20 protein-coding genes are annotated in these 23,366 nt (G+C 47.0%); 15 read left to right on the top strand and 5 right to left on the bottom strand.

What is annotated here, in order from left to right; genetic code table 11:
- The first annotated feature begins 52 nt into the window (after positions 1-52).
- A complete protein-coding gene (locus HMPREF1212_RS16195) occupies positions 53-709 on the top strand; it encodes an AlbA family DNA-binding domain-containing protein (protein WP_046150037.1) in 657 nt (218 codons plus the stop codon).
- Here the strand turns inward: HMPREF1212_RS16195 and HMPREF1212_RS16190 are convergent.
- On the bottom strand, positions 704-2,089 hold the full coding sequence (locus tag HMPREF1212_RS16190; protein WP_046150036.1) for an NfeD family protein: 1,386 nt from the start codon (positions 2,087-2,089) through the stop codon (positions 704-706). The two genes, HMPREF1212_RS16195 and HMPREF1212_RS16190, sit on opposite strands and share 6 nt — an antisense overlap.
- 262 nt (positions 2,090-2,351) lie before the next feature.
- Here HMPREF1212_RS16190 and HMPREF1212_RS16185 point away from each other — a divergent pair, with 262 nt between their 5' ends.
- The 6 genes from HMPREF1212_RS16185 (at position 2,352) to HMPREF1212_RS16160 (ending at position 8,322) form a co-directional block, all read left to right on the top strand.
- Entirely contained in the window at positions 2,352-2,861 is a 510-nt protein-coding gene (locus tag HMPREF1212_RS16185; RefSeq protein ID WP_028728578.1) for an RNA polymerase sigma factor, read from the top strand.
- 137 nt (positions 2,862-2,998) lie between these two features.
- Complete coding sequence (locus HMPREF1212_RS16180) at positions 2,999-4,021, top strand: threonine aldolase family protein (RefSeq protein WP_046150035.1); 1,023 nt, start codon at positions 2,999-3,001, stop codon at positions 4,019-4,021.
- 22 nt (positions 4,022-4,043) lie between these two features.
- Positions 4,044-5,909 carry an endonuclease/exonuclease/phosphatase family protein gene (locus HMPREF1212_RS16175; protein ID WP_046150034.1) on the top strand — a complete coding sequence of 622 codons (1,866 nt, stop codon included), beginning with the start codon at positions 4,044-4,046 and terminating at the stop codon, positions 5,907-5,909.
- A 16-nt stretch (positions 5,910-5,925) separates the two neighbouring features.
- Positions 5,926-7,305, top strand: coding sequence for a nucleobase:cation symporter-2 family protein (locus tag HMPREF1212_RS16170; RefSeq protein WP_046150033.1), 1,380 nt, complete (start codon positions 5,926-5,928; stop codon positions 7,303-7,305).
- A gap of 8 nt (positions 7,306-7,313) precedes the next feature.
- Positions 7,314-7,880, top strand: a complete 567-nt coding sequence (gene xpt, locus HMPREF1212_RS16165) for a xanthine phosphoribosyltransferase (RefSeq protein WP_028728582.1) — start codon at positions 7,314-7,316, stop codon at positions 7,878-7,880.
- Positions 7,881-7,908: 28 nt separating this feature from the next.
- Positions 7,909-8,322: a PaaI family thioesterase gene (locus HMPREF1212_RS16160; RefSeq protein ID WP_028728583.1), complete on the top strand. Its 414-nt coding sequence runs from the start codon at positions 7,909-7,911 to the stop codon at positions 8,320-8,322.
- A 12-nt stretch (positions 8,323-8,334) separates the two neighbouring features.
- Here HMPREF1212_RS16160 and HMPREF1212_RS16155 read toward each other — a convergent pair whose 3' ends face one another.
- Genes HMPREF1212_RS16155 through dnaG form a run of 4 tightly spaced genes read right to left on the bottom strand, consistent with a single transcriptional unit; the run spans position 8,335 to position 13,234 of the window.
- Positions 8,335-8,859 (bottom strand): histidine phosphatase family protein, encoded by a 525-nt coding sequence (locus tag HMPREF1212_RS16155; RefSeq protein WP_046150032.1) that lies wholly within the window; start codon positions 8,857-8,859, stop codon positions 8,335-8,337.
- A 1-nt stretch (position 8,860) separates the two neighbouring features.
- Positions 8,861-10,171 (bottom strand): ABC transporter permease, encoded by a 1,311-nt coding sequence (locus HMPREF1212_RS16150; protein WP_046150031.1) that lies wholly within the window; start codon positions 10,169-10,171, stop codon positions 8,861-8,863.
- The gene (locus HMPREF1212_RS16145) at positions 10,168-11,094 is read right to left on the bottom strand and encodes an ABC transporter ATP-binding protein (RefSeq protein WP_046150030.1); all 927 of its coding nucleotides are present in this window, start codon (positions 11,092-11,094) and stop codon (positions 10,168-10,170) included. Before HMPREF1212_RS16145 ends, HMPREF1212_RS16150 begins: the two co-directional genes overlap by 4 nt.
- A 16-nt stretch (positions 11,095-11,110) precedes the next feature.
- Positions 11,111-13,234: a DNA primase gene (dnaG, locus tag HMPREF1212_RS16140; RefSeq protein WP_046150029.1), complete on the bottom strand. Its 2,124-nt coding sequence runs from the start codon at positions 13,232-13,234 to the stop codon at positions 11,111-11,113.
- A gap of 667 nt (positions 13,235-13,901) precedes the next feature.
- Here dnaG and HMPREF1212_RS16135 point away from each other — a divergent pair.
- From HMPREF1212_RS16135 to HMPREF1212_RS16100, 8 genes are all read left to right on the top strand, one after another.
- Entirely contained in the window at positions 13,902-14,750 is an 849-nt protein-coding gene (locus tag HMPREF1212_RS16135; RefSeq protein ID WP_046150028.1) for a DUF4469 domain-containing protein, read from the top strand.
- A gap of 159 nt (positions 14,751-14,909) precedes the next feature.
- Positions 14,910-16,112: a hypothetical protein gene (locus tag HMPREF1212_RS16130; protein ID WP_046150027.1), complete on the top strand. Its 1,203-nt coding sequence runs from the start codon at positions 14,910-14,912 to the stop codon at positions 16,110-16,112.
- A gap of 150 nt (positions 16,113-16,262) precedes the next feature.
- Positions 16,263-17,177, top strand: a complete 915-nt coding sequence (locus HMPREF1212_RS16125) for a FimB/Mfa2 family fimbrial subunit (RefSeq protein WP_046150026.1) — start codon at positions 16,263-16,265, stop codon at positions 17,175-17,177.
- 38 nt (positions 17,178-17,215) lie between these two features.
- Positions 17,216-18,985 (top strand): Lcl domain-containing protein, encoded by a 1,770-nt coding sequence (locus HMPREF1212_RS16120; RefSeq protein WP_046150025.1) that lies wholly within the window; start codon positions 17,216-17,218, stop codon positions 18,983-18,985.
- A gap of 11 nt (positions 18,986-18,996) precedes the next feature.
- On the top strand, positions 18,997-20,685 hold the full coding sequence (locus HMPREF1212_RS16115; RefSeq protein ID WP_046150444.1) for a fimbrillin family protein: 1,689 nt from the start codon (positions 18,997-18,999) through the stop codon (positions 20,683-20,685).
- Between the two features lie 24 nt (positions 20,686-20,709).
- Positions 20,710-22,320, top strand: coding sequence for a DUF4906 domain-containing protein (locus HMPREF1212_RS16110; protein ID WP_046150443.1), 1,611 nt, complete (start codon positions 20,710-20,712; stop codon positions 22,318-22,320).
- 31 nt (positions 22,321-22,351) lie between these two features.
- Entirely contained in the window at positions 22,352-23,011 is a 660-nt protein-coding gene (locus HMPREF1212_RS16105) for a DUF1566 domain-containing protein (protein ID WP_232430117.1), read from the top strand.
- Between the two features lie 19 nt (positions 23,012-23,030).
- Entirely contained in the window at positions 23,031-23,348 is a 318-nt protein-coding gene (locus HMPREF1212_RS16100) for a hypothetical protein (RefSeq protein ID WP_046150023.1), read from the top strand.
- Positions 23,349-23,366: the final 18 nt, after the last annotated feature.

Raw genomic sequence — 23,366 nt, 5'->3', positions numbered from 1 at the left:
TTGGCAAAGTTAGACATTTATTTTAATTTTGCCGGTCAAACAGTATGCCAAAATGAAGAAGAAACATCCGATAGAAGCATTGATTGAACAGGGCGAGCATCAACAACTCGATTTTAAGTTTGAAGTAAGCGACAGCAAGAAAATTGCCCGTACTTTGTCTGCTTTTGCCAATACCGATGGCGGTCGGTTGCTGATAGGAGTGAAGGATAACGGAAATATATCCGGTGTCCGGAGTGAAGAAGAATATTATATGATAGAGGCTGCTTCGAAGATGTACACCCGTCCGGAAGTCCCTTTCGAGGCTACCCGTTGGGAGATAAACGGGAAGACGGTGCTGGAGGTTTATATAGCGCCGAGCAGTGAGAAGCCCCATCTGGCCCCTGACAAAGAAGATAAATACAAAGCCTATATCCGTGTGGCGGATGAAAATATCCTGGCTAATGAAGTACTCATGCTATCCTGGGAGAAGAAGCGTAAGCCGGACGGTACTTTGCTGAAGATCAGCAAGCCCGTCGAACGTTTGTTTGTCTATCTGGATGAACACCCATATATAAATGTAAGCCAGCTTTGCCGGATTGGCCGCGTAAATTACTACACGGCCAAGAATATTCTGAGCGATCTGTTGGCGATCGATGCCCTGCGGTATGTAGTGGTGGATAAACGCATCCTCTATCAGCGCATACCGGGAGAGGATAAGCTTTCCTTATAAATGCAGTGTTTCTACATATACCTGGGCATTCTCAAAACGCACGACTTTCACCTTCGTCCCTTTTTCGATAAAACCGGAATCGGATACCCCGTCGTATAATTCGCCGTCGATCATTACTTTCCCGGAAGGGCGGAGCACCGTAAAGGCTGTCCCTTCCTTTCCGATAAGCGGAGCGAGGGAAGGAGAGGAGTGGGCTTCCTCCAGGTCTTTGTGGAGTGCCACTTTTCGCATCAGCCCTTTGGTTCCGATCTTATTGGAAAGCCAGATCATCAGGACGAATCCGAGGCCGAGACCAACCAGTACTGTCAGGCAGGCTTCCCCGATCTCTTTGGTAGAAACACCATCAAAGTTGAAATCCGTGTTATTGAGTAAGCTGAGGGTCAGGCCGGCAATCAGGAAAATAATTCCGCTGATCCCGGCTATTCCAAAGCCGGGGATAACGAATATCTCCGCGGCTATCAGCAGCAAGCCGATGACAAATACCAGTATTTCCCAGTTCTGGGCCAGCCCGTCCAGATACAACGGGGCGAAGTAGAGGATGGCGGCGACAAGGGCAGCGGCCGACGGGAACCCTAATCCCGGCGTTTGCATTTCGAAGTAGATCCCTCCTATAATAATAATGATAAGAAGTGATTGCAACATCGGGTTCATCAGGAATCCTTTCAGGTCATCGAACCAGGATGGCTTGTATGTTTTCAGCTCATAGGTATCGTATCCGAGATATTGGGTGATCACTTCATCCGGTGTTTCTGCGATCCCGTCGCAATAATGCCATTGCAGGGCTTCGTCGGCGGTGAAGGTGAGCACTTTCCCCGTATCGATCAGGTTGGGGATAACCACGCGCTCGTCTACCATTGCTTCGGCAATCAGCGGATCTCTTTTCCATTTATAGATGGTGTCGTTCCCCTGGATGATGGTGTCTTTTCCATGTGCTTCCGCGGTAGAGCGGATCATGGAGCGCATATACGACTGATATTTATCAGGCAAAGCGGCTCCGGTTTGGTTGACGACCGTCGCAGCACCGATATTGGCCCCCTTTCTCATAAAGATTTTTTTACACGCGATTGAGATAAGAGCTCCGGCCGAAGCTGCGTTATTATCGATAAAAACGTAGACGGGAACAGGGTTGTACAGAATGGCGGTACGCATTGAATCTGCCGCTTCGAGTAATCCTCCATACGTATTCATATGGATCAGGATGGCATCGGCACCCAGTGAGTTGGCCTCTGATAAACCGTTACTAAGATAAATACGGGTTGTATTATCTATCTCCTTCTTTATATCGATCTGATAAATGAGCGGAGTGTCTTTAGCCACTGATTTAAAAGCTGTTGTCAGTAGTAAAAATAGTATCCATAAGAATCCTGAATTTTTCATCATTTTGTCTAATTGTCTATATTTTTTATACATTGTTGAAAATTGTAACTCGTAACTTGTAAATTTTGTAATTCTGCAAGTCTTAAACTTGCAAATACTGTTCATTCTCAGCGACATTTACTATAAATATATTAAGTTACGGTTTTTAATATTAATATTCCTCAAAGGGCTATTTATTTCAGGAAAAATACCTATATTTGTGCTGCCGCTCGATAGTGAGAGGCAATACTTAACCGGTATTAACCTTTTATAAATAAGTAATAATATGAATGCGTTGCAATTTCAGAAAAAATTACTGAGCATGCAAGAAAACATGATGAATTTTGCACTGATGCTCACTGCAAATCGGGATGACGCCCAAGATTTGATGCAAGACACAACGCTGAAGGTTTTAGACAATCAGGAGAAGTTTGTTGACAATATTAATTTCAAAGGATGGGTCCTGACCGTCATGCGTAACATTTTCATTAATAATTATCATAAGATAGTACGTACGCAAACAGTTGTAGACCAAGGTGTCGACTTGTATAATTTGGACGTCGTAAATGATTCGGGATTTGACTCTCCGGACGGAGCATATCAAATTCAAGAGATCACAAAGGCCATTAATGGATTGAATGATGAACTGAAAGTTCCTTTCTCAATGTTTTTGAGTGGTTATAAATATAACGAGATCGCAGACAAATTGAATGTACCACTGGGAACGGTAAAGAGCCGTATATTCTTTGCCCGCCAGGAATTACAAAAAGTTTTGAAGGATTTTCGCTTGGGATAATGGTTAATATTCTAACAAACAAGTTAATAAAAAGAAGGAGTGTCCAAACGGATACTCCTTCTTTTTTAATATATAGATCCTAAAAATGACATATTAATGAATAAATCCGTACTTTTGCCGCAAAAATCAGGAATATAATGAGAAGTTTTGCAAGTGATAACAACTCCGGCGTCCATCCGTTGATCATGGAAGCCGTGATTAAGGCAAATGAGGATCACGCAGTAGGATATGGTGATGACCCCTGGACAGCAGCCGCTGTAGCGAAGATTAAAAGTGTATTTGGTGAAGAGGTTTCTCCTTTTTTTGTTTTTAACGGAACTGGAGCCAATTCGGTCGCTTTGCAAGCTGTTACACGTCCTTTCAATAGTATATTGTGTGCTGAAACGGCACATATCAATGTCGATGAGTGTGGAGCTCCGGCAAGGATGACCGGATGTGCCGTCGTGACCATTCCGACGACAGACGGTAAACTGACTCCTGAACTCATCAAACCCCGTTTACACAATTTTGGTGTATGCCATCATTCGCAACCTAAAGCGGTCTATATTTCGCAGGTATCCGAATTGGGAACCGTTTACACGATAGAGGAGGTGAAGGCTATAGCTGATCTGTTGCATGCCCATAATATGTATCTGCATATGGATGGTGCCCGTCTGGCAAATGCCTGTGCTTATCTGAAATGTACGATGAAGCAGGTTACGGTAGACGCAGGTGTGGATATCCTGAGCTTTGGCGGAACAAAGAACGGTATGATGATGGGAGAAGCTGTCATTTCATTCCGTCCTGAGATTACGGAGAATTTGCAGTATTACAGAAAGCAGTCAGCCCAACTGGCTTCCAAGCTCCGCTATCTGTCAGCCCAGTTCATTCCCTATCTGGAGAATAACCTATGGCTTGAAAACGCCATGAAAGCTAATATCAGTGCTGCAAAACTGGCGGAAGCCCTTAAGCAATATCCTCAGATACAGTTTACGCAAAAGGTGGAAACCAACCAGATATTCTTTACAATTCCTTCCGAGCCCTTGAAGAAGCTATTGGAGCGTTATTTCTTCTATATGTGGAATGAGGAAAACAACGAGGCGCGCCTGGTAACTTCCTGGGATACGACCGGAGAAGATATCGCGCAGTTTGAACAGGACTTGAAAGAAGTGATGAAATAATAAACCACTAAAATCAAATATCATGAAACACAGTAACAGGTTAATGGCAATACTTTTTATGTTACTGCCATTATGCAGCCTTCATTCACAGGAGAATGGAGCAAGGGAGGATAATACCTTACGTATTATGAGTTATAACATCCGCAACGGAAAAGGGATGGATGATGTTACCAACTATCAGCGTACAGCTGATGTGATCAATAAAGTGCGTCCGAATGTTGTTGCCTTGCAGGAAGTGGATAGTGTGACAGGCAGGAGCGGACAGACCGATGTGTTGCGTATCCTGGGTGAAAAGACTTTGATGTACCCTACTTATGCGCCGGCCATCGATTATGATGGAGGTAAATACGGGATCGGTATGTTAAGTAAAGAAAAGCCGCTCGCTACCCGTTACCTGGCTCTGCCGGGGAGGGAAGAAGAGCGTGCCCTGTTGATCGTTGAATTTGAGAATTATATCTATTGTTGTACCCATCTTTCCCTGGCAGGGGAAGATCGTCTGGCTTCTCTGGATATCATCCGTAAGGAAGCGGCTAAAGCCAATAAACCGTTATTTATTGCCGGAGACCTGAATGCACATCCCGACTCGGAGGTAATCAAGGGAATGCAAAACGATTTCGTTATTCTTTCCAATATCAAGCAACCGACTTTCCCGGCTGATAAACCGACAGAAACAATCGACTATATTGCTGCTTATGCAAAAGATACTACCGCATTCACCCGTCTTTCCTCCTGGGTGGTAGACGAACCGGTTGCTTCGGATCACCGTCCGATCGTTACGGATATTGTTTTTGTGCAACCTGCCGCTAAGATATTCCGTACAGAACCTTATCTGCAGAATCCGGTAGGAAACGGTATCACTGTTATGTGGCAGACAACCGTACCTACTTACAGTTGGGTAGAATATGGCACGGACAAGAACCAACTAAAGAAAGCCCGTACGATTGTAGACGGACAGGTAATTTGTAATGACCTGCAAAATAAAATAAGACTGGATAATCTGGAACCGGGTAAAACCTATTATTACCGTATCTGTTCACAGGAGATCATGCTTTATCAGGCATATAAGAAAGTGTTCGGTGAAACAGCCGTTTCGGATTTCCATACATTCACGTTGCCTACCTCTTCAGAGGCTGATTTCACTGCTGTCATCTTCAATGACCTGCACAAACACTCTGAAACATTACAGGCCTTGTATAAACAGGTAAAGGATGTAGATTATGATTTCGTGATCTTCAACGGCGACTGCATCGATGATCCGGCCAACCATGACGAAGCGACTCATTTCCTTTCAGAGCTGAATGAAACAGTAGGTGCAGCTAATAAGCCTGTCTTCTATCTGCGTGGAAACCACGAGATCAGAAATGCTTATTCGATCGGACTGCGCAACCTGTTTGACTATGTAGGAGATAAAACATATGGTTCCTTTAACTGGGGAGATACCCGTATCGTTATGCTCGATTGCGGCGAAGATAAACCCGATGATCATTGGGTGTATTACGGACTGAACGACTTTTCTGCTTTGCGTGAAGCACAGGTCGGCTTCCTGAAAGAGGAAATGGCATCCAAGCCTTTCAAACAAGCGGCTAAGCGCGTCCTGATCCACCATGTGCCTATTTATGGAAAAGATGTAGACCGTTATAATCCTTGTCTGGAATTGTGGGGCGGTTTACTGGCTAAGGCTCCGTTCAATGTTTGTATCAATGCACATACGCATCGTCATGCTTACTATCCGAAAGGGGAAGCCAATAATAACAACTTTCCGGTTGTTGTAGGCGGCGGTTACCGGATGGACGGAGCAACGGTTATGGTACTTCAGAAAAAAGGAAAGGAAATGACGTTACGGGTATTGAATGCTAAAGGCGAAACCCTCCAGGATTTAAAATTGTAATATATAAAAAGTAAATATGAAGATTAACACTGAAGAGTTAGAAGAGACTATCATTCCGGTAAAAGAAACAGATCTGATTTATGGTATAGATGACCGCCCGCCTTTGAAAGAGGCTTTGTTTGCCGCTTTGCAGCATCTGCTGGCCATTTTTGTCGCCATCATCACTCCGCCTCTTATTATCGCCGGAGCATTAAAACTCGATCTCGAAACGACCGGTTTCCTGGTGTCGATGGCGCTCTTCGCCTCGGGTGTGTCAACCTTCGTGCAATGTAAGCGGATTGGCCCGGTGGGAGCCGGGCTGCTCTGTATACAAGGTACCAGTTTCTCCTTTATCGGCCCGATCATATCGGCCGGGCTGGCAGGCGGTTTGCCGCTTATCTTTGGTGTTTGTATGGCGGCTGCTCCGGTTGAAATGATTATCAGCCGTACGTTTAAGTATATGCGTTCTATCATCACCCCGCTTGTTTCGGGTATTGTGGTATTGCTGATCGGGTTGAGCCTGATCAAAGTAGGCGTGGTATCCTGTGGCGGTGGTTTTGCCGCTATGGATAACGGTACGTTCGGAAGTCTGAAGAATATAGGTGTTGCGGCAACTGTGCTGTTAAGCGTATTGTTCTTTAACCGTTGTAAGAATAAATACCTGCGCATGAGCTCCATCGTGTTGGGGTTGTGTATCGGTTACGGACTTTCTTTCGCGTTGGGAATGGTCGATATGAGTGCCGCCGCTTCCCAGAACCTGGCCGGATTCAATATCCCGATGCCTTTTAAATACGGACTGGATTTTAATATATCTTCTTTTATTGCCATCGGCCTGGTCTACCTGATCACAGCCATTGAAGCGACTGGGGATGTTACTGCCAATTCAATGATTTCCGGTAAATCCATTGAAGGAGAGGGATATCTGAAACGTGTTTCGGGCGGTGTCCTGGCAGACGGTGTAAATTCTTTTATCGCCGGTATCTTTAATTCGTTTCCAAACTCTATCTTTGCACAGAATAACGGAATTATTCAGCTTACGGGGGTAGCCAGCCGCTATGTAGGTTACTATATAGCCGGAATGCTTATCCTGTTGGGATTGTTCCCGATCGTGGGCGTAGTGTTCTCGCTGATGCCCGATCCGGTTCTGGGAGGTGCGACCCTGCTGATGTTCGGTACTGTGGCTGCGGCAGGTATCCGTATCATCGCTTCACAGGAGATCAACCGGAAGGCGACGCTGGTTCTGGCTGTCAGCCTGTCGTTGGGACTGGGAGTGGAGCTGATGCCCGATATCCTGAAAACAGCTCCGGATGCTATAAAAGGTATTTTTGCATCCGGCATTACGACCGGTGGCCTGACGGCTATTGTTGCCAATATATTCATCCGGGTGAAGGAAGATAAAGAAGATAAAACACAATAAAAAAGCAAATGGAATTACTTAAACAGCGTATTCTGCAAGACGGCAGATGTTATCCGGGAGGTATCCTGAAAGTGGATAGTTTTATTAATCACCAGATGGACCCGATGCTTCTGTATAAGGTTGCCGAAGAATTTATCAATCGATTTAAAGGAGAGCATATCAATAAGATCGTAACGATCGAAGCAAGTGGTATCGCCCCGGCTATCATGGTCGGATATATCCTGCAACTGCCTGTGGTATTTGTGAAGAAGAAGCAACCCAAGACAATGGAGAATATGCTGAGCACGGTAGTTCATTCTTTCACCAAAGACCGTGATTATTCTGTTTGTATCAGCAATAATTTTCTGACGGCAGACGACCATATCCTGTTTATCGACGACTTCCTCGCATTCGGTAATGCCGCTATGGGAATGATCGACCTGGCCGGGCAGGCAGGCGCGACGATCGCCGGTATGGGTTTTATTATCGAAAAGGCATTTCAGGATGGAGGAAAAGCTTTGCGGGAATCAGGTATCCATGTGGAAAGCTTGGCTATTATCGACAGTTTGGACGACTGCAAGATCACCATCCGCTAGAATGAGACCAACTAATTGAGTAAAAATAATGAATACAGAAGTAAAAGAAAGATTGCTTGACAGAGTGAAGACCAATCCCTATGTAAATCATCTGGGAGTACAATTCACCACTGTCGAAGACGGGATCGTTGAGGCGCGTATGCCCCTGCATGACGAACAACGCCAATACAGCGGTGTTATCCACGGTGGTGTGTTGGCTGCTCTGGCGGATACGATCGCAGGTTTTGCCGCTTATACGATGACCCCGCTGGACAAGGATGTGCTGACAGCAGAACTGAAAGTTTCTTTCCTGCGGGCAGCCTGGGGAAAAGAACTGATTGCCAGAGGCACGGTTATCAAACCCGGACGGCATGTACATTTCAGCGAGTGCGAGATTTACTGCGACGATAAGCTCGTCAGCAAAGCATCCGGCACATTCAGTGTCGTACAACCGCAGGTATAAACTAATTTGGTTTTATATCGAAAAACGCAGGCAAGCTGTGTTTTTCATAATCGGCAGCAAGAGGATATCCTCTTGCTGCCTTTTTTCTATCCGTACGATAATGGCCCGGTTGAACCCGCCGTGTCCGATGGCCAGGATACGTTTACCGGGAAATTCCGTTTGCAGGAATTGCAGAAACTCTCCGGCTCTTTTGTACAACGCCTCCACGCTTTCCACGCTTTCCGGCAGATTCTTGAAATCCATTTCATTGGCCACTTTTCCGGTATAGATTCCCCAATCCATTTCGCGGAGAAGGGGAGTCTGGACTGGCTCCAGTCCCTTGCGCCGGGCAACAGCCATAGCGGTGTCGTAACTGCGGGCCAGGTCGCTGCTGACAATTACATCTATTTCTTCCTCTTCCAACAGCTCGGCCAGTTGTTCCGCCTGCTGTTTACCCAGTTCAGACAGATGGCCGGGCATTTGTCCCTGCATGATATGCAATTTATTTTCTTCCGTCTCTCCGTGACGGCTTAATATGAGTGATATCGTTGAGTCCATCTTATTTATATTTAATCCATTTCACCATTTCTTTGATACTCGGTTTCTTTCCATACATCAGGATACCTACACGGTATATCTTGGCGGATAACCAGACAATACCGATAGCAGAAGCATATAATAAGGAAACGGATAGCAGCTTCTCCCATAAAGGTATTTCAAACGGAATACGTACCATCATAACGATCGGTGACGTGAATGGGATCATCGAACACCAGAAAGCCAACGGGCCATCCGGATTTTCCATACTGTAAATACCGGCGTACAGCGCAAAGATCATAAAGATCGTAACAGGCGCCATAAACTGCTGTGTATCTTCCTGGCTGTCTACAGCCGAACCGATAGCCGCGAATATGGATGCATACAACATATAGCCGCCAATGAAGTAGATAATAAAGGAAATACCGATCTCTGCGATATTGATCGAATTGATAATCCCCATAATCTCATTGCCTGAAGAAGACGCCAGCGCATTCGCATCCATCATCCCCATTTGAGGGCCGGCTTGCAGGGATGCCACATCGACTCCACCGGAGAACATAAAACCTCCTACGCTAACCAGTATGGTCGTGATAATCCCCCATAGGAACACTTGTGTCAGGCCGACAAAGCCTATCCCGATGATCTTTCCCATCATCAGGTCGAATGGCCGTACGGAAGAGATCATCACCTCGATGATACGGTTCGTCTTTTCCTCCATGACGCCCTGCATCACCATCGCCCCGTACATCATAATAAACATATAGATAATGAAGGTAAACACCATTCCGATCACAGAAGCTACGGTGGCCGACGAGGTACTTTCCTGCCCGTCTTCACTCCACTTGATAGTCTGTACGTTAAAGTTGATCTTGCTTTCTTTGATAATCTCTTTCAGATTGGGAATATTGAACGAAGCAAGCTTTTCGCTTTCCAGTTGTTTGCTTAATGTCTGGTTGACCAGCCGGCTCAGTTCGACAGGTACCTGCTTTTCCGAATAAAGGGTTGCTGCCTTGGGGTTGTTCAGCAGGTCATCTGTAATACTCAGGAAGGCGAATATTTCCTTGTCACTGTTCCGGCGGTAGTCGTCTAACGTCTTGTCGCTATGGACGAAGTGGAAACTTTCGTTGTTCTCAAACAGTTGGGCATATTTCCCGGTCGTATCGATAATGGCAATGTTGCGTACTTCGTCTCCTTTGATCGTGGATAACCATAACGGTACGAATACCAGTGCGGCAAACAGGAACGGAGTCAGTAACGTAAGCAGGATAAACGACTTTTTACTTACCCGGCGCAAATACTCTCTTTTGATTATAAGTCCTATTTTATTCATGCCTGTGTCGTGTTTGTACCTGATACGGTGTTAATAAATATATCGTTCATGGAAGGTAGCTCTTCTGCAAATGAAAGGATCTCAGCCTGTTCCGACAGGGCGGATAATAAGGTAGAATTGCTGATGCCTTCGGCCTTGTGTATCTGAAGTTCGCGTATCCCGCTCTGTTCCTTTTCGGAAAGTAACGTGAAGATATGTGTCTGGTCGTCCTGCAGGGAACTGTCGGAAGTGATACGCAGGGTAAACGTATTGTTGCGGAAACGGTTCCTTACTTCCGTTACATTCCCCGAAAGTACGACCTGCGACCGGTTGATCAGGGCGATATTATCGCATATCTCTTCGACCGAAGCCATATTGTGGGTAGAGAAAATAATGGTATGGCCTTTCTCCTTCAGTTCCAGGATCTCCTGTTTCAGCCGTTCTGCATTCACCGGATCGAAGCCGCTGAACGGCTCGTCGAAGATAAGCAATGCCGGTTCGTGGATAACCGTAATGATGAACTGGACTTTCTGCTGCATCCCTTTCGACAACTCTTCCAGCTTCTTGTTCCACCAGGGCATGATGTCGAACTTCTCGAACCAACGGGTAAGGCGTTTGCGGGCTTCGGGATACGATAACCCTTTCAGTTGTGCCAGGTAGATTGCCTGTTCGCCGACTTTCATCTTTTTATACAGTCCGCGTTCTTCCGGCAGGTATCCGATCTGATAGATATCTTCCGGCTGCGACTCACGTCCGTTGAAACGGACGAGCCCACTGTCGGGAGCGGTGATGCGGTTGATTATACGAATAAGGGTGGTTTTGCCGGCACCGTTAGGCCCGAGTAACCCGAATATCTTTCCTTCGGGAACCTGTATACTAACCTTGTTCAATGCAAGATGGTTGGCATACTGTTTTACCACATCTTCCGTTTCCAAAAAGTTCATAGGCTATAAGTTGTTGTTACATTTTTAATACGATACGTTCTCCCAGTTCTTTACTTAATACATTCTTTATCTCGTTCAGGTGAGTCAGCTTTTTCATCAGCTCGAATACCTGGTCTTCGTTCCCTTTCAGATGCGCTTCCTTGATCGCCAGTTGGGTTTCCTTTATCTGGTGGATGATATAAGCATCCTTGATGGCATATATTTCACGGATCACCAGCTGATCCAGTTTGTCCTCCTCCTGTTCCAGTTCGCGGTACTTGCTATGGTATTTGCTCAGCTGATACTTCTCGCTTATCAGGTTGGCGGCCAAACGGCTTACGTTCGGATCGGGATGGGCAAGGAAGTAACGGTTGGCAATGAATCCCTCGTTCTTGCATTTCTCGGCGGCTTCGTCGAGCATGCTCTTGAAGATCGGGGTATAGAAAGTCAGGTCGTCACGCTCCAGGTCGTAACGGATATAATCGGCGACATGCATAACGATATGCTCGTTCGTTTCCTCATCCACATAGTCGAACAATACCTTTTCACCATACCGCACGATATATTTCATCAATGTCACCTCATACGCCTCATAAGGCGAACGTTTCGGCTGCGGAGGCATCTGTGGCTGGGGAGGAGGCGGAGCCATCGGTGGAACCTCCATAGGGCCTGTCTCTTCCGTTGGATATTCTTCGGGTGGAGGAGGAGGCGGTATGTTATCGTCCGGCGGAAGGAAGCTCTCTGCTTCTCCCGCAACCTCTCCCGTGTATGGTTGATAGCCGGGAATATCGGTGTATTCCGGGATCGGGCTGATGTTTGCCTGTGGGGGAGGAGCCTGGGGACTTTGTCTTTCGTCTTTGCTTAACCGGATCTTATTAACCTCGTTCAGCAACACCTGTTCGTCTATTTCCATCATGCTGCTGCATTCGCGGATATAGATGGAACGGGCTATATTATCGGGGATGATGGCTACCGTGCGGATAATATCCGTGATCAGCGACGAGCGCTTGATCGGGTCGTTTCCTGCATCATCCAGTAATAAACGGGTTTTGAAGCGGATGAAGTCCGTTTCGTTTTGTTTGATAAACTCTGCAAACTGGCTCGCGTTGTGTTTACGGGCGAACGAGTCGGGGTCTTCACCGTCCGGCAAAAGAACCACTTTGACGTTCATGCCGTCTTCCAGCAGCAGGTCGATACCGCGCAGGGCAGCTTTGATACCGGCGGCATCACCGTCATACAATACGGTTATATTACTGGTGAAACGGTGTATAAGCCGTATCTGTCCCTGCGTAAGAGCCGTACCGGAAGAGGCGACTACGTTCTCTATACCTGCCTGGTGCATGGATATCACATCCGTATACCCTTCCACCAGGAAGCAACAGTCGGCTTTGACTATGGCCTGCTTGGCAAAGAAAATACCGTAGAGCTCGTTACTCTTGTGGTAAATCTCACTCTCGGGGGAGTTGACGTATTTGGCCGTCTTTTCATCCTTTTTGAGTACACGTCCGCCAAAGGCGACCACTTTACCGCTCAACGTATGAACCGGGAAAATCACACGGCCACGAAAGCGGTCGTTCACCCCTCCGTTATCGTAAGCGATTACTAGCCCGGTCTTTTCCAGAAATTCTTTTTTGTATCCGTTCTTTTTCGCTTCTTTGTAAAGGGCATCCCGTTGGTCGAGGCTGTAACCCAACTGGAATTTACGGATGGTGTCTTCGCGGAATCCTCGTTCGGCAAAGTAGCGCAGTCCGACCGTTTTCCCTTCTATGTGTTCGTATAGTTGGGTGGTAAAGTATTGCTGCGCCCAGCTATTGACGATCAGCATACTTTCGCGGTCGCTTTTCCTTTGCTTCTCCTTGTCGGTCAGTTCCCGTTCCTGTATCTCGATGTTATATTTCTTGGCCAGGTAACGCAGGGCGTCGAAATAGTTCAACTGTTCATGCTTCATAATGAAGTGGACAGCCGTACCGCCTTCGCCGCAGGCAAAACACTTACAGATATTTTTGGCCGGAGAGACGTAGAAAGAGGGTGTTTTATCCGTATGAAACGGACATAATCCTACATAGTTTACCCCTCGTTTGCGTAGGGTAACGAATTCTGAAACAACATCCACAATGTTTGCAGCGTCAAGTATCCGGTCTATGGTAGGTTGATCGATCATTTAATTTATTTCCTTCCTTATATAATGGGTCACAAATGTAGCGAATTTATTTGGAACGGTATCATGTTAAATATTCAATTTAGGAGATGATAATATATTATATACTATATATGGAAGAGACATATTTCCCGTTAAAAGGCTTTATCCTGTATTTCATGCTATGGAGAGAAATTGCCATAGTTCATTAAAAACTGTGTCAAGATTGCGCAAAGATATATAAAAAATTTGATTATCATACAAACTGGCAATTAAAATTCATCGCGTGAGAGTAATTAGTGAGCAAATATGACCTTATTTGTTTATTTTTTTCATACTTAGAGGGTACCAAAAGGAGTTTTTTTAGCTATTGTCTATCTCCCGATTTTCTATCTAACTTATCTGTGGTTAATAATATATGATTGTTTGTGGACTTTGATTTTCAGTTGTTTTACCATAGTTTTTAATGGACTAAGTCATTTTATTTATGTTATGTTCAAGCACTAGGACATACGAGGTTACGTTTTACGACAGACCATCCTGATAGCAAAAAAAGGGAAAGAATCCGGTTGTTTTTCACCAGCTTTTCTACTCAGGAGCTACTGATATAAACGTATTATCCTCTAAATCCCGGCTAATTCGTAAACCGGAAATATAAAAAAAGATATCAGTAATTAAAAAACAGACAGTTATGGCAAAAGACCCGACACAGAAGGCGAAGCTCACGCTCAAAGCCCTCGACCTGACATTTACTCAGGACGTCACAAACGATCGTTACCTGCAACCCAAGTTGCAAAAATGTCTGAAAATGCGCGACTTGGCCAGCGAAGTAGCGGCCCTCAGTACCCGCCAGGAAGACGTGGACGAAATTACCCGCACGGGTAACCTGCTGATGGAGCGCATGATGTGGTACCTCTCTTCCGGTTATAGCGTCAGTACCTTGCTGGGCTATTTCCGCCCCACCTCCCAGGGTGTTTTCCTCGAAAGCGAACTCATGTCGGCTCCCGACCGTAAACGTATTAAGCTCGGCGTGGCCTACTCCATGAGCCAGGAAATGCGTCAGGCGTTCGACGAAGCCGAGATAGATGTCGATATACAGATGTCTGTGGCCGGTCCGCAACTGTTTATGGTGGTCAGTGCACAAGACGCACAAAATCCCGCAGCCGCCGCCCGTGGCGAAGGCATGCCGATCAGCGCCGGGCAGACCTGCGTTATTAAAGGCAAACATATCAAGGTGGGCGGTGAAGGCAGCCAGATCGGTGTCACCATCCGGCGCACCGACGGCGATTCGGGCGAAACATTCTTCTTCCCCGTTTCGAAACTTTATCCCAACACCCCTACGCAGGTAGGCTTCGTGCTGCCCGCCACCGTTCCTGATGGCTCTGTCTGGAGCGTTATGCTCTGCACACAGCTAGGCGGCAACGGCTCTTCCCTGGTGAAAGAGCCCCGTACGGCAACGATGTCGGACAATTTTGTGGTAGGCGATGTGGCCGATACCCCTGGTGGAGGCGGTGAAGACGACAGACCGGTAATCGAATAACGCAAGGAAAATCGAGCGCGCTTCTCTAGCCGGGGAGAGCACACATCTCTAGCTAGGGAGAGCGAGTCGCTCTAACCAGAGGGAGCGCTCCACTCAAAAATAATCGAACATTTTTAAGTTACACTATTATTAATATCAAGCAAAGTAAAACAAATGAAAATGAAAACAGTTTTTCTGTCGATGCTGGCGATAGCGGCATTGGCTAGTTGTTCAAAACAAGATTTTATCGACCCGCCCAGTCCTAACCCGCAGGAGGGTGAAAAAATGCTGGTAAACATCACCCTTAGCAGCGGAGAGATAACAAAGGCTTCAGGAGCTGCTACAACAGCTGAAGACAAGACTATCAGCAATGTCACCGTATTCTTCCTGAATGCAACGGACCAGATCGTTTCCAGACAATATGTGACAGGAGCCAGTTTAACGGACGATCCGGATAATGCGGGAGTAAAAAAGGCAACTGTAGAAACAAGAACTACGGCTACTAAAATGATGGTAATTGCAAATATCGGAGAAGATCGTACAGCGACTGGCGGAACTCTTAACGTAGCTACCAGAAGCCAACTGGTCAATGTGGTACAAGACTTGGTGAATACCGATAATCCGCCGCTTCCGGTTCAGGTAAAAGGTGATGTTCTTATGTCGGGTGAAGGAAACGTTTCAGAGATGGTAGCCGATCCGGCAGGGGGTGCTTCCACTGCAACAGCAGCAGTTACTTTAGATTACATCGCAGCTAAAATCACATTGTCAAAGATCGAATTAGGAGCTCAAGTACTGGGAGTGTATGGTACGGATTTCAAATTCACACGTGCTTTTTTGTTGAATGTGCAGACCAAATCTCATTATTTCCCTACTGCTAACAGCTATATCCCCGATCCGAAAGCGTATGCAAACGGAGTCGCATGGGAGGCTGCCTGGGGTACAGATCCCGGTTATCCTGTTGTTGCAGACTTCAATCAGGCTCTTAATTTTCCTGATATGACCACAGCCAAAACAGACATTGCTCACTGGTATGTTTTTGAAAATGATCCGGCTACAGTTGCTCCGACAGAGCATCCGACAATCCTTGCGGTAGAGGTAGAATGGACAAAAACAAAGGCTGACGATGTTGCTGGTGTAGCAGAGGAAAAAGTAATGAAAATGTTCAACGTTATCTTTGCACCTGGTGATAAAGGCGTAATTAAAGCGGGACAAGCTTATAATGTAGCCTTGACATTCAATGGCGACTTCCGTCCGGAAAGTGACGGTGGTAACGGTGGTGGTGGTGACGATAACCCGGATCAGCCGAACATCAGTGCGAATGTGTCTATCAGTGTGACTCCGGCGGACTGGACAGACACACCTACAGAGAAACCATTTGAGTAATCTCCTCTAAAAGAAGATCTGTTAAAAGCACGTACTGTCATGGCGGCTTTTGCAGATCTTCCTCTCTCACCCCCTCCGCGCATACTATTTGCTCAGGGCGGAATATCCTTGGCATCATAGCCGGTACATGATCTGTAATTAAATAATAAAATGAACGAAAACAAACACACATATCCCGGTTCCCCCCTATGGCGGTTGCAATATCTGTTGCTGCTACTCTTTGCCGTGCTGTTCCTCACGGTCACAGGTTGTTGGAGGGATAGTTTGCCCGGTAAAAGACAATTGAAATTCAATTTTCACAGCGCTTCGCAGGCCGGTAACGACGCTATCCGCGAGATAGAACTGTTTGTATTCGACGATCAACAGCAATTGATCAACCGTGCCACCGGTACGATCGGCGAGACCATCTCGCTCGACTGTCCCTCCACCCGGTCCCTCCACTGCATAGCATGGGGCAACAGCAACGATAAAAGCCTCAGGCTTCCGGCGCTGCAACCAGGCGACCTGCTCGACGGAGCATACCTCGCCCTCACACCGCTTTCGTCCGTAAAGGCTGAAACGCAATACCTCAATACGCCCCCCGACCTGTTTAGGGGAGCCATCGACACAGACAACAAAACGATCGCCCGCGGAGCGTCCTTCACGATGGAAATGCGACCCGCCACGGCGTCGATACATATAACGATCAGCGGACTGTCCAGAGCCACCGGCACAACAGACGGCAACTACACCGTCGAGGTGAGCCGAACGGCCGCCCGCATCGACTTCGAAGGAACCCCCGGAGGCACCGCCGTCCATCAGGTTACGGGCTCTTTCAATTCCCAAAAAGAATACATCGTCCCATCCTTCCGTGTCTTCCCGCCACCCGATGGCAAAGGAATAAAGATCGCCGTCTTTCACAACGGGAAACTGCTGAAAGAATTCACGCAGACAAGCAACCGACAACCGCTTGTCCCCGTGGCAGGCCAGGAGCTGATGCTACCGATCGCTTTCAATGCCGACGGCAGCGCAGAGATAAAACCGCCCGGCTGGGTATCGAGCGACGTCGATGTAACTTACCAGTAAGATATAGAAGAATCATTCAGATAAAAAACAAACAAGATATGCACACGACACATTCACACCTGTTGAAACTAGGAAAGGCAGCCGCTCTGTGCGCCGCCCTCTTCTTATGCGCTTGCAGCTATGAGCGAATACCGGATGTCGAAGAAGGTGAACTCATGACGGTCACCCTCTCGGCAGGTCCTGCCGCAGGCGAGCAAAACCTCACCTCCAAAGCAGGGTTGACCGACACGCAGGAGAACTCTATCCATGACCTATATATACTTGCATTCCAACCGGATGCGACTGGAGCCTTTTTTCTGAAGTACTATGCAACCGGGAGATCGGTAAGCGGCGGTGGCGGTGGGCAATTCAGCTTCACTCTCCGCCGCAGCGTATCAGGAGCAGCCGATACGAAGCTGCTCCTGGTCGCTAACCAAAACCCTTATCCACTGGTAAATATTGGCATGACATACGAGGGGGTACAAGCAGCTTTGACTAGTGGGGAGTTGGCTGCACCGGCATTTGTCGAACACGGGATACCTATGTTTGGCTTTGCCGGTAACAGCTCCGACACACCGCTGGAAATAACGGAAGGTATGCCACCACTCTCCGCCAACCTGCTGCGTGCCGTAGCCCGGGTGGATGTGGGAGTAGGAACTTATAGTGAACAAACTGGTGAATGGAACAAAGGGGGTGTCAATTTCGATTTGCAAAAAATCTACGTATTCAAACCTCAAAATAAGTATACGCTCATACCGGTTTTAAGCAATCTTGAATACGATGTAAATGGCATCCCCTCCGTCACCGCCCCTTCGCAGGTTGGGGATCAGAGTGCTAATATGGAATACACTATAACAAACAATACCTCTTGCAAAGCCGAAATATACCTCCCCGAAGTCGCTCTCAAAGGAGGAACCGTCTACGACGCAAACCATGAGAACCGCATGGCACTCGTTATCGGTGGCATATATCAGGGTAAACTCAACTATTACCGTATCGACTTTACTACCGAGAAGTACAACGCGGCAAATGTGCCCTTACACGATGTCTTGCGTAACCATATCTACCGCTATTCCATCACCAACGTAAGCCAATCCGGATATGCAACTCCCCAGGCAGCCTACAAGGGCAGGTCGGTCGGACTGGATTTCACGGCCGATATTGTCGACTGGCAAACTGAAGACCTCGATTCGCCCGCTCCGGATATGTTCGTGCGATTGAATTTCCAAGGGATAAACGGGACCGTAGTAAAAGATAATATGTCTGAAAATGGAGTTAGCAAACCATTTACGATCCTCAAGAAAAAAGACCATTTTAAAACGGATGATGGCAATATAAAGTATACTTCCCTAAATTATAGCAGCATGATGGGGGAAGCCCTTGACAATAGCTTCAATGGAGTAACGAACGGCGGTACTTATGAGGATGTGAACGATGCGCTCGATAGGGAAGGCCCCTACCCAACACTGATTATTGCCCCCGACAACGCATCTGAAGGTGTTGTATGGCGAAGCACACTGGCGGGCACTCCTACAAAAGACCGTATCCTCGATGCCAAAAAAGTCTGCTGGGACTACCGCGGACAGGGACAGTCCGACTGGCGATTGCCCCGGCTCTCGGAACTGATGCTCCTTTGGATGAACAAAGCAACGATTAACAGCTCCAAAGGCTTTACCTCGCTCGGCGAGTCAGGCGAAACTTATTGGACCGGCTCCGAGGGAAAAAACGACAAGGTTTATACTGTCAACCGGAATGGGGAAATAAAGCTGGTGTCTAAATCGGAGTCTTATAAAGTAAGATGCGTCCGTCAAGTAAGAAAACAGAACTAACTACCGTAAATATGCAAACAGATATGACCATAAAAGAAAAAGCAACCCGGCTATGCGCCATGATCGGCGTATCCTTGTCGGGAATATACCTCGTCGCCTGCGACAATGGCGAGCTGCCTGCAGGCGGGGAAGGTGTGGCAAAAGTCGAACTCCGCTTTTCCGCCTCCATCTCCGACAGCCCCTCTACCAAAGCAGGGCAGCCACCCCAGCCGACGATTACGGAGGGAATCGCCTTCGCTGAGGGTGAGCATCTATTCGGTATGTTCGTCACCCACGAGGACGGAACCGCCCTGAGTGATGGCTCCGGAGATAACGATAATATGAAGTCGACACTTACGGTGTCCGGCAGCACACAAACGTGGAGCCATACCGATAAAACGGGTACGACCCCCATCTCCCTGGCTGCAAACAACGGAGAAAGCATCATCATAAAAGGCTATTATCCGTGGACAGCGGATGCCACCGCCACCGCCGTCCCTTTCGACCTAAGCAGCACGAACCCGAAGGATTGGACAGACCTGCTTTATTTATCATCCCCCACCGGTCTGCAGAACATAACCGATGGAATGGGGCCTATTCCCTTGAAATTCTCCCACGCTTTCTGCTGGGTGACGATCAATTTGTTGCAATTGTCATCGAACAACACGGTGAAAGTGAAAGCCGTAAACATCGGAAACGCCTATGCCGGGCAGGGTACGATTGTAAATAAGGGAACTCTGAATCTAAAAACAGGTGAGATAGTCAATAGCATTTCCGGACTACTGAAGATAGATCTGGGTTCGCAGCCTATTACTTTAGATACGGAAGGTGCACCGGGTGCCTCAGCTGCTGTATTCAATTTCCTTGTTCCGCCTGTTATGAGTCCGGATATAAAGAACTCCGATATCGTGATCGAAGTTACGACCCTCGAAAGCGCCGGCGCCGGTGCTCCCGAGGTTGAAAAAGTGCTCACCTTCCCTTTATCGCTTACGCATCTGAATCGGGATGACTCTAGCGGTACCACTCTCTACGGCTTCCGGAAAGGTATGCACAACACCTATCACATCGTTTACAACAACTCGGCCATGAACCTCTCGCTATCCGGTTGGCAGACAATCTCCATTAATGAAGCAAAACTGGGAGAAGGGACGGTGGGTGAGAAGTATAAGACGCGGAGTTTCAATGGTAGTGACAAGACTGTTTTGGGTTTTGGCAACCTAGCTACTAATCTTTATCTGTTAACTGCAGGTAATCATATATACCATACCTATCTGGGAGAAGTGGCAGAAAATAATAATGGGAAGTACGTTGCCGAGCCTTCCGGCAATGATAAAAATCAACAATGGAAGAGCGTTATATTAAGTGAACCTATCTATCCGTCTATACATATTGCTGGCAACTTAGCAGCAGGGGGAGCACAAATCCCGTGGAAGGATAAAGAAACAGGAACTCTTCTGGCCAAACAAGCATGTGTCGAGTTCAGGGATGGAGGATTTTCTGACTGGCGATTACCCAGAATAGGTGAGTGCTTTATGATGGATTATCAAGCTGTAACTCTGGAGGGTAAAGATTATTGGAGTGCAACAGAAGCTAGTACTACGGCTTCTTATGCTGTAGTAAAAAATGGTGGCACGAATTATTATCCAAAGTCATATTCTAAACAAGAATCATTTTATGTGCGTTGCGTAAGAGACGCCGATAAAAATAAACCCACCAAGTAACCCCTTCATACAAACATGATAAATATGAAACATATCCTATATACAATAAGCCTGTTCCTCCTGCTAGGAGCCTGTACGGACGAAACCTATACCGACACGCTTTCCGCTAATGGCGGTAAGTCCGGCAAACCCGTACCTGTCAACCTTTCGCTCAACATACACCCCCTGCAATCTCCTCTCACTGCCGGCACCAAAGCTGGCGGCGAGACCGTTAGCTCTACGGAGGTATGCAAGGGTATGGAGATAAGCCTGGTGAAAACTCCGGTAACTCCGGAAACGCGGGCAGACGGTATGAGCGATGTTCAGAATTTCTGGGTGTTTCAGTTTAACGGTACGGAAGCTGTCAGCACGCTTATTCAGAAACGGTATTATTCCGGTCATTCCGTAAAAGATGTTACCCTGAAAACATCTTCCGTGAAGAACAGGATTATCGTAATAGCAAATGCGGATTTGAATACTTTTACTGGTTTGCAGACCGATGGGAGTTGCAGCCTGGAGAGTTTTAACAATATGGGAATCAACTTTAGTCAACCGAACTTTCCATTGTTCAGTCCTTCCGACGGTAGCTCCCGTCCCGTTCTTTCCGGAAGTACCGACATTATTGTAACGGAAAATGCACAGGCCGACATCATGCTCTATCGAGCGATAGCCAAGGTGACGGTTAATCTTAAGCTGGGAAATAATATGCAAGGTAAAGGTTATGCTGTATGGAACTACCAGTTTATGGGTATCCCTAAGACGAGTTTTTATTATTCGATAGGGCACACACCGGATTTTCCCGGAGATGCTGTCGAGTATGACAAGTATGCATTGGGTAATATATCGTTTTCTACCTCATCATCGTACGCAACAACCATCACCGCGAATTTGCCGGTCAACCTCCGCCATCCGGTTCCGTTTACAACCCCGGAGAAGCGGGTAACCAACGCCCCTTTCAATTCGACCTATCTGCAGATTATGGGAATCGAACCGACTGCTAGCGGTACAATCAGTAAATCCGTGGTCTACCAGATCCATCTGGGAAGTAATTTTACCGACGATTACAGCGTCTCACCCAACTATGCATACACCTACAACATTACCATAACCGGCGAAAACGACGACGACTCGCGCGTTATTAAGTTCATCCCCGGTTACTTTAGTGGTATCCTTAAAATGTATAGTGCGGATGGTAGCACAATATCAAACGCAAGTAAAGCTTCCACTTGGCGATACGAAAATCGCATCGAAGTCTATATATCGGATGTAGGTGGAAACGGAGTATGGCTGGCCAGCGGTGCATCCATGCCCTCAGCCAATAGCCTTATGGACGGAAAGAAGAATACGACGGACCTGTTTGATAAAAAAGCTGACTATCCGGCAATACAAAAATGTATCGACCTGAACGGAACAGGGGTAACTTCTACTAACCTGGAATGGTATACGCCTTCATTCGGCCAGGCGCTCGGCATCTACGTATCCGGTTCGAGCACACTCAAAACATTGCATAATGCAACTTACTGGACATCTTCTACCGATGCTACGAATGCATGGGCAACAAAGATATGGACCGGTCGAAGTAAGGGAGAATCTCCATCTGGTTTGTATTACCTGAGATGTGTTAAAGATTTACTCCCCGGAAACACCGCCAAATAAAAGTATCGATATGAACCTTAAAGCAGAATATATGATAAATAGATTATTCATAGCAGCAGTTATACTTTGCCTGCTTCCGGCCGCAACCGCCTTCGGACAGGAATTAAGAAAAGAAAAGCTGATAGGGACCAACCCTGGCAATTCCGGCAGCAATTACGCCGTATTCTACTCTTACGGTATGTCCGAAAGTGCCGTCTGGCCCCTGGGCATGAAGTTACTGGTAAAGAATGCAGACGGTACAAACGGCTCTACCATACGCCATACTCATGGCGGAGGCAACGGAGAGAATATCGCCGTAAACGACAAAGTGCCTTTCCGCTTTATCATCGCTCCGGCAGATGGGCCAAGCGGAGGGGTAAGCTGGGCAGCGGCCATGGGAATCGATGCATCGGCAAATAGTAATCTCGACCAGGACGGAACAGTAACCACAAGTGGATGTGTTGGCTATTCCACCACCGAATTTCCCAGTGGCTGGCGCTTGCCTACGCAGCGGGAGATGATGCTGATGTGGTTGTTCAAGGCAGGGATCGATGTTATTTATTCCAGTGGACAGTTAAGCGCAAGCCCGTATTGGACCGCCACGGAGAATACGGCGGTTGAGGCTTGGTATCTGGATTTCACAGCTGCACCGCAATCGAATTCCGCAGCAAAGACCTCTTCTTATAAATATAGATGCGTTAGAGACTATTAACCTCAAAAAGACAAACAATATGAACCGAATAGACACCATCCTGGAAAGGGAACGAACCAATACGGACAGGATCTTTTTATACCTGAAAGAAGATCGACTGATGGCTTTTGGCTACTCAGCTTATTTTGCTACCTGGCTTTTTCCCGAACTGGAAGTGGTGCGTGGCAGTAATTCCGAAGGTGTGAAGTTTGTCTACACCTATTTCCCGTCGGCTAGCCTGTTCTCGCTTTCCGGTCGGATGACCGCATTGGTTGGAGACGAATATATAGAAATAACCGTACCCGAAGAAATAAACAGCTATCGGGAACAGTTCGAAGCCTGGATGAACAATATTTAAAAATAGCATAAAATATAA

Source organism: Parabacteroides sp. HGS0025, assembly GCF_000969845.1.
Taxonomy (GTDB): domain Bacteria; phylum Bacteroidota; class Bacteroidia; order Bacteroidales; family Tannerellaceae; genus Parabacteroides; species Parabacteroides gordonii.
Note: the sequence above shows the minus strand (reverse complement) of the source record. Positions and strands in the feature narration are given on the sequence as shown.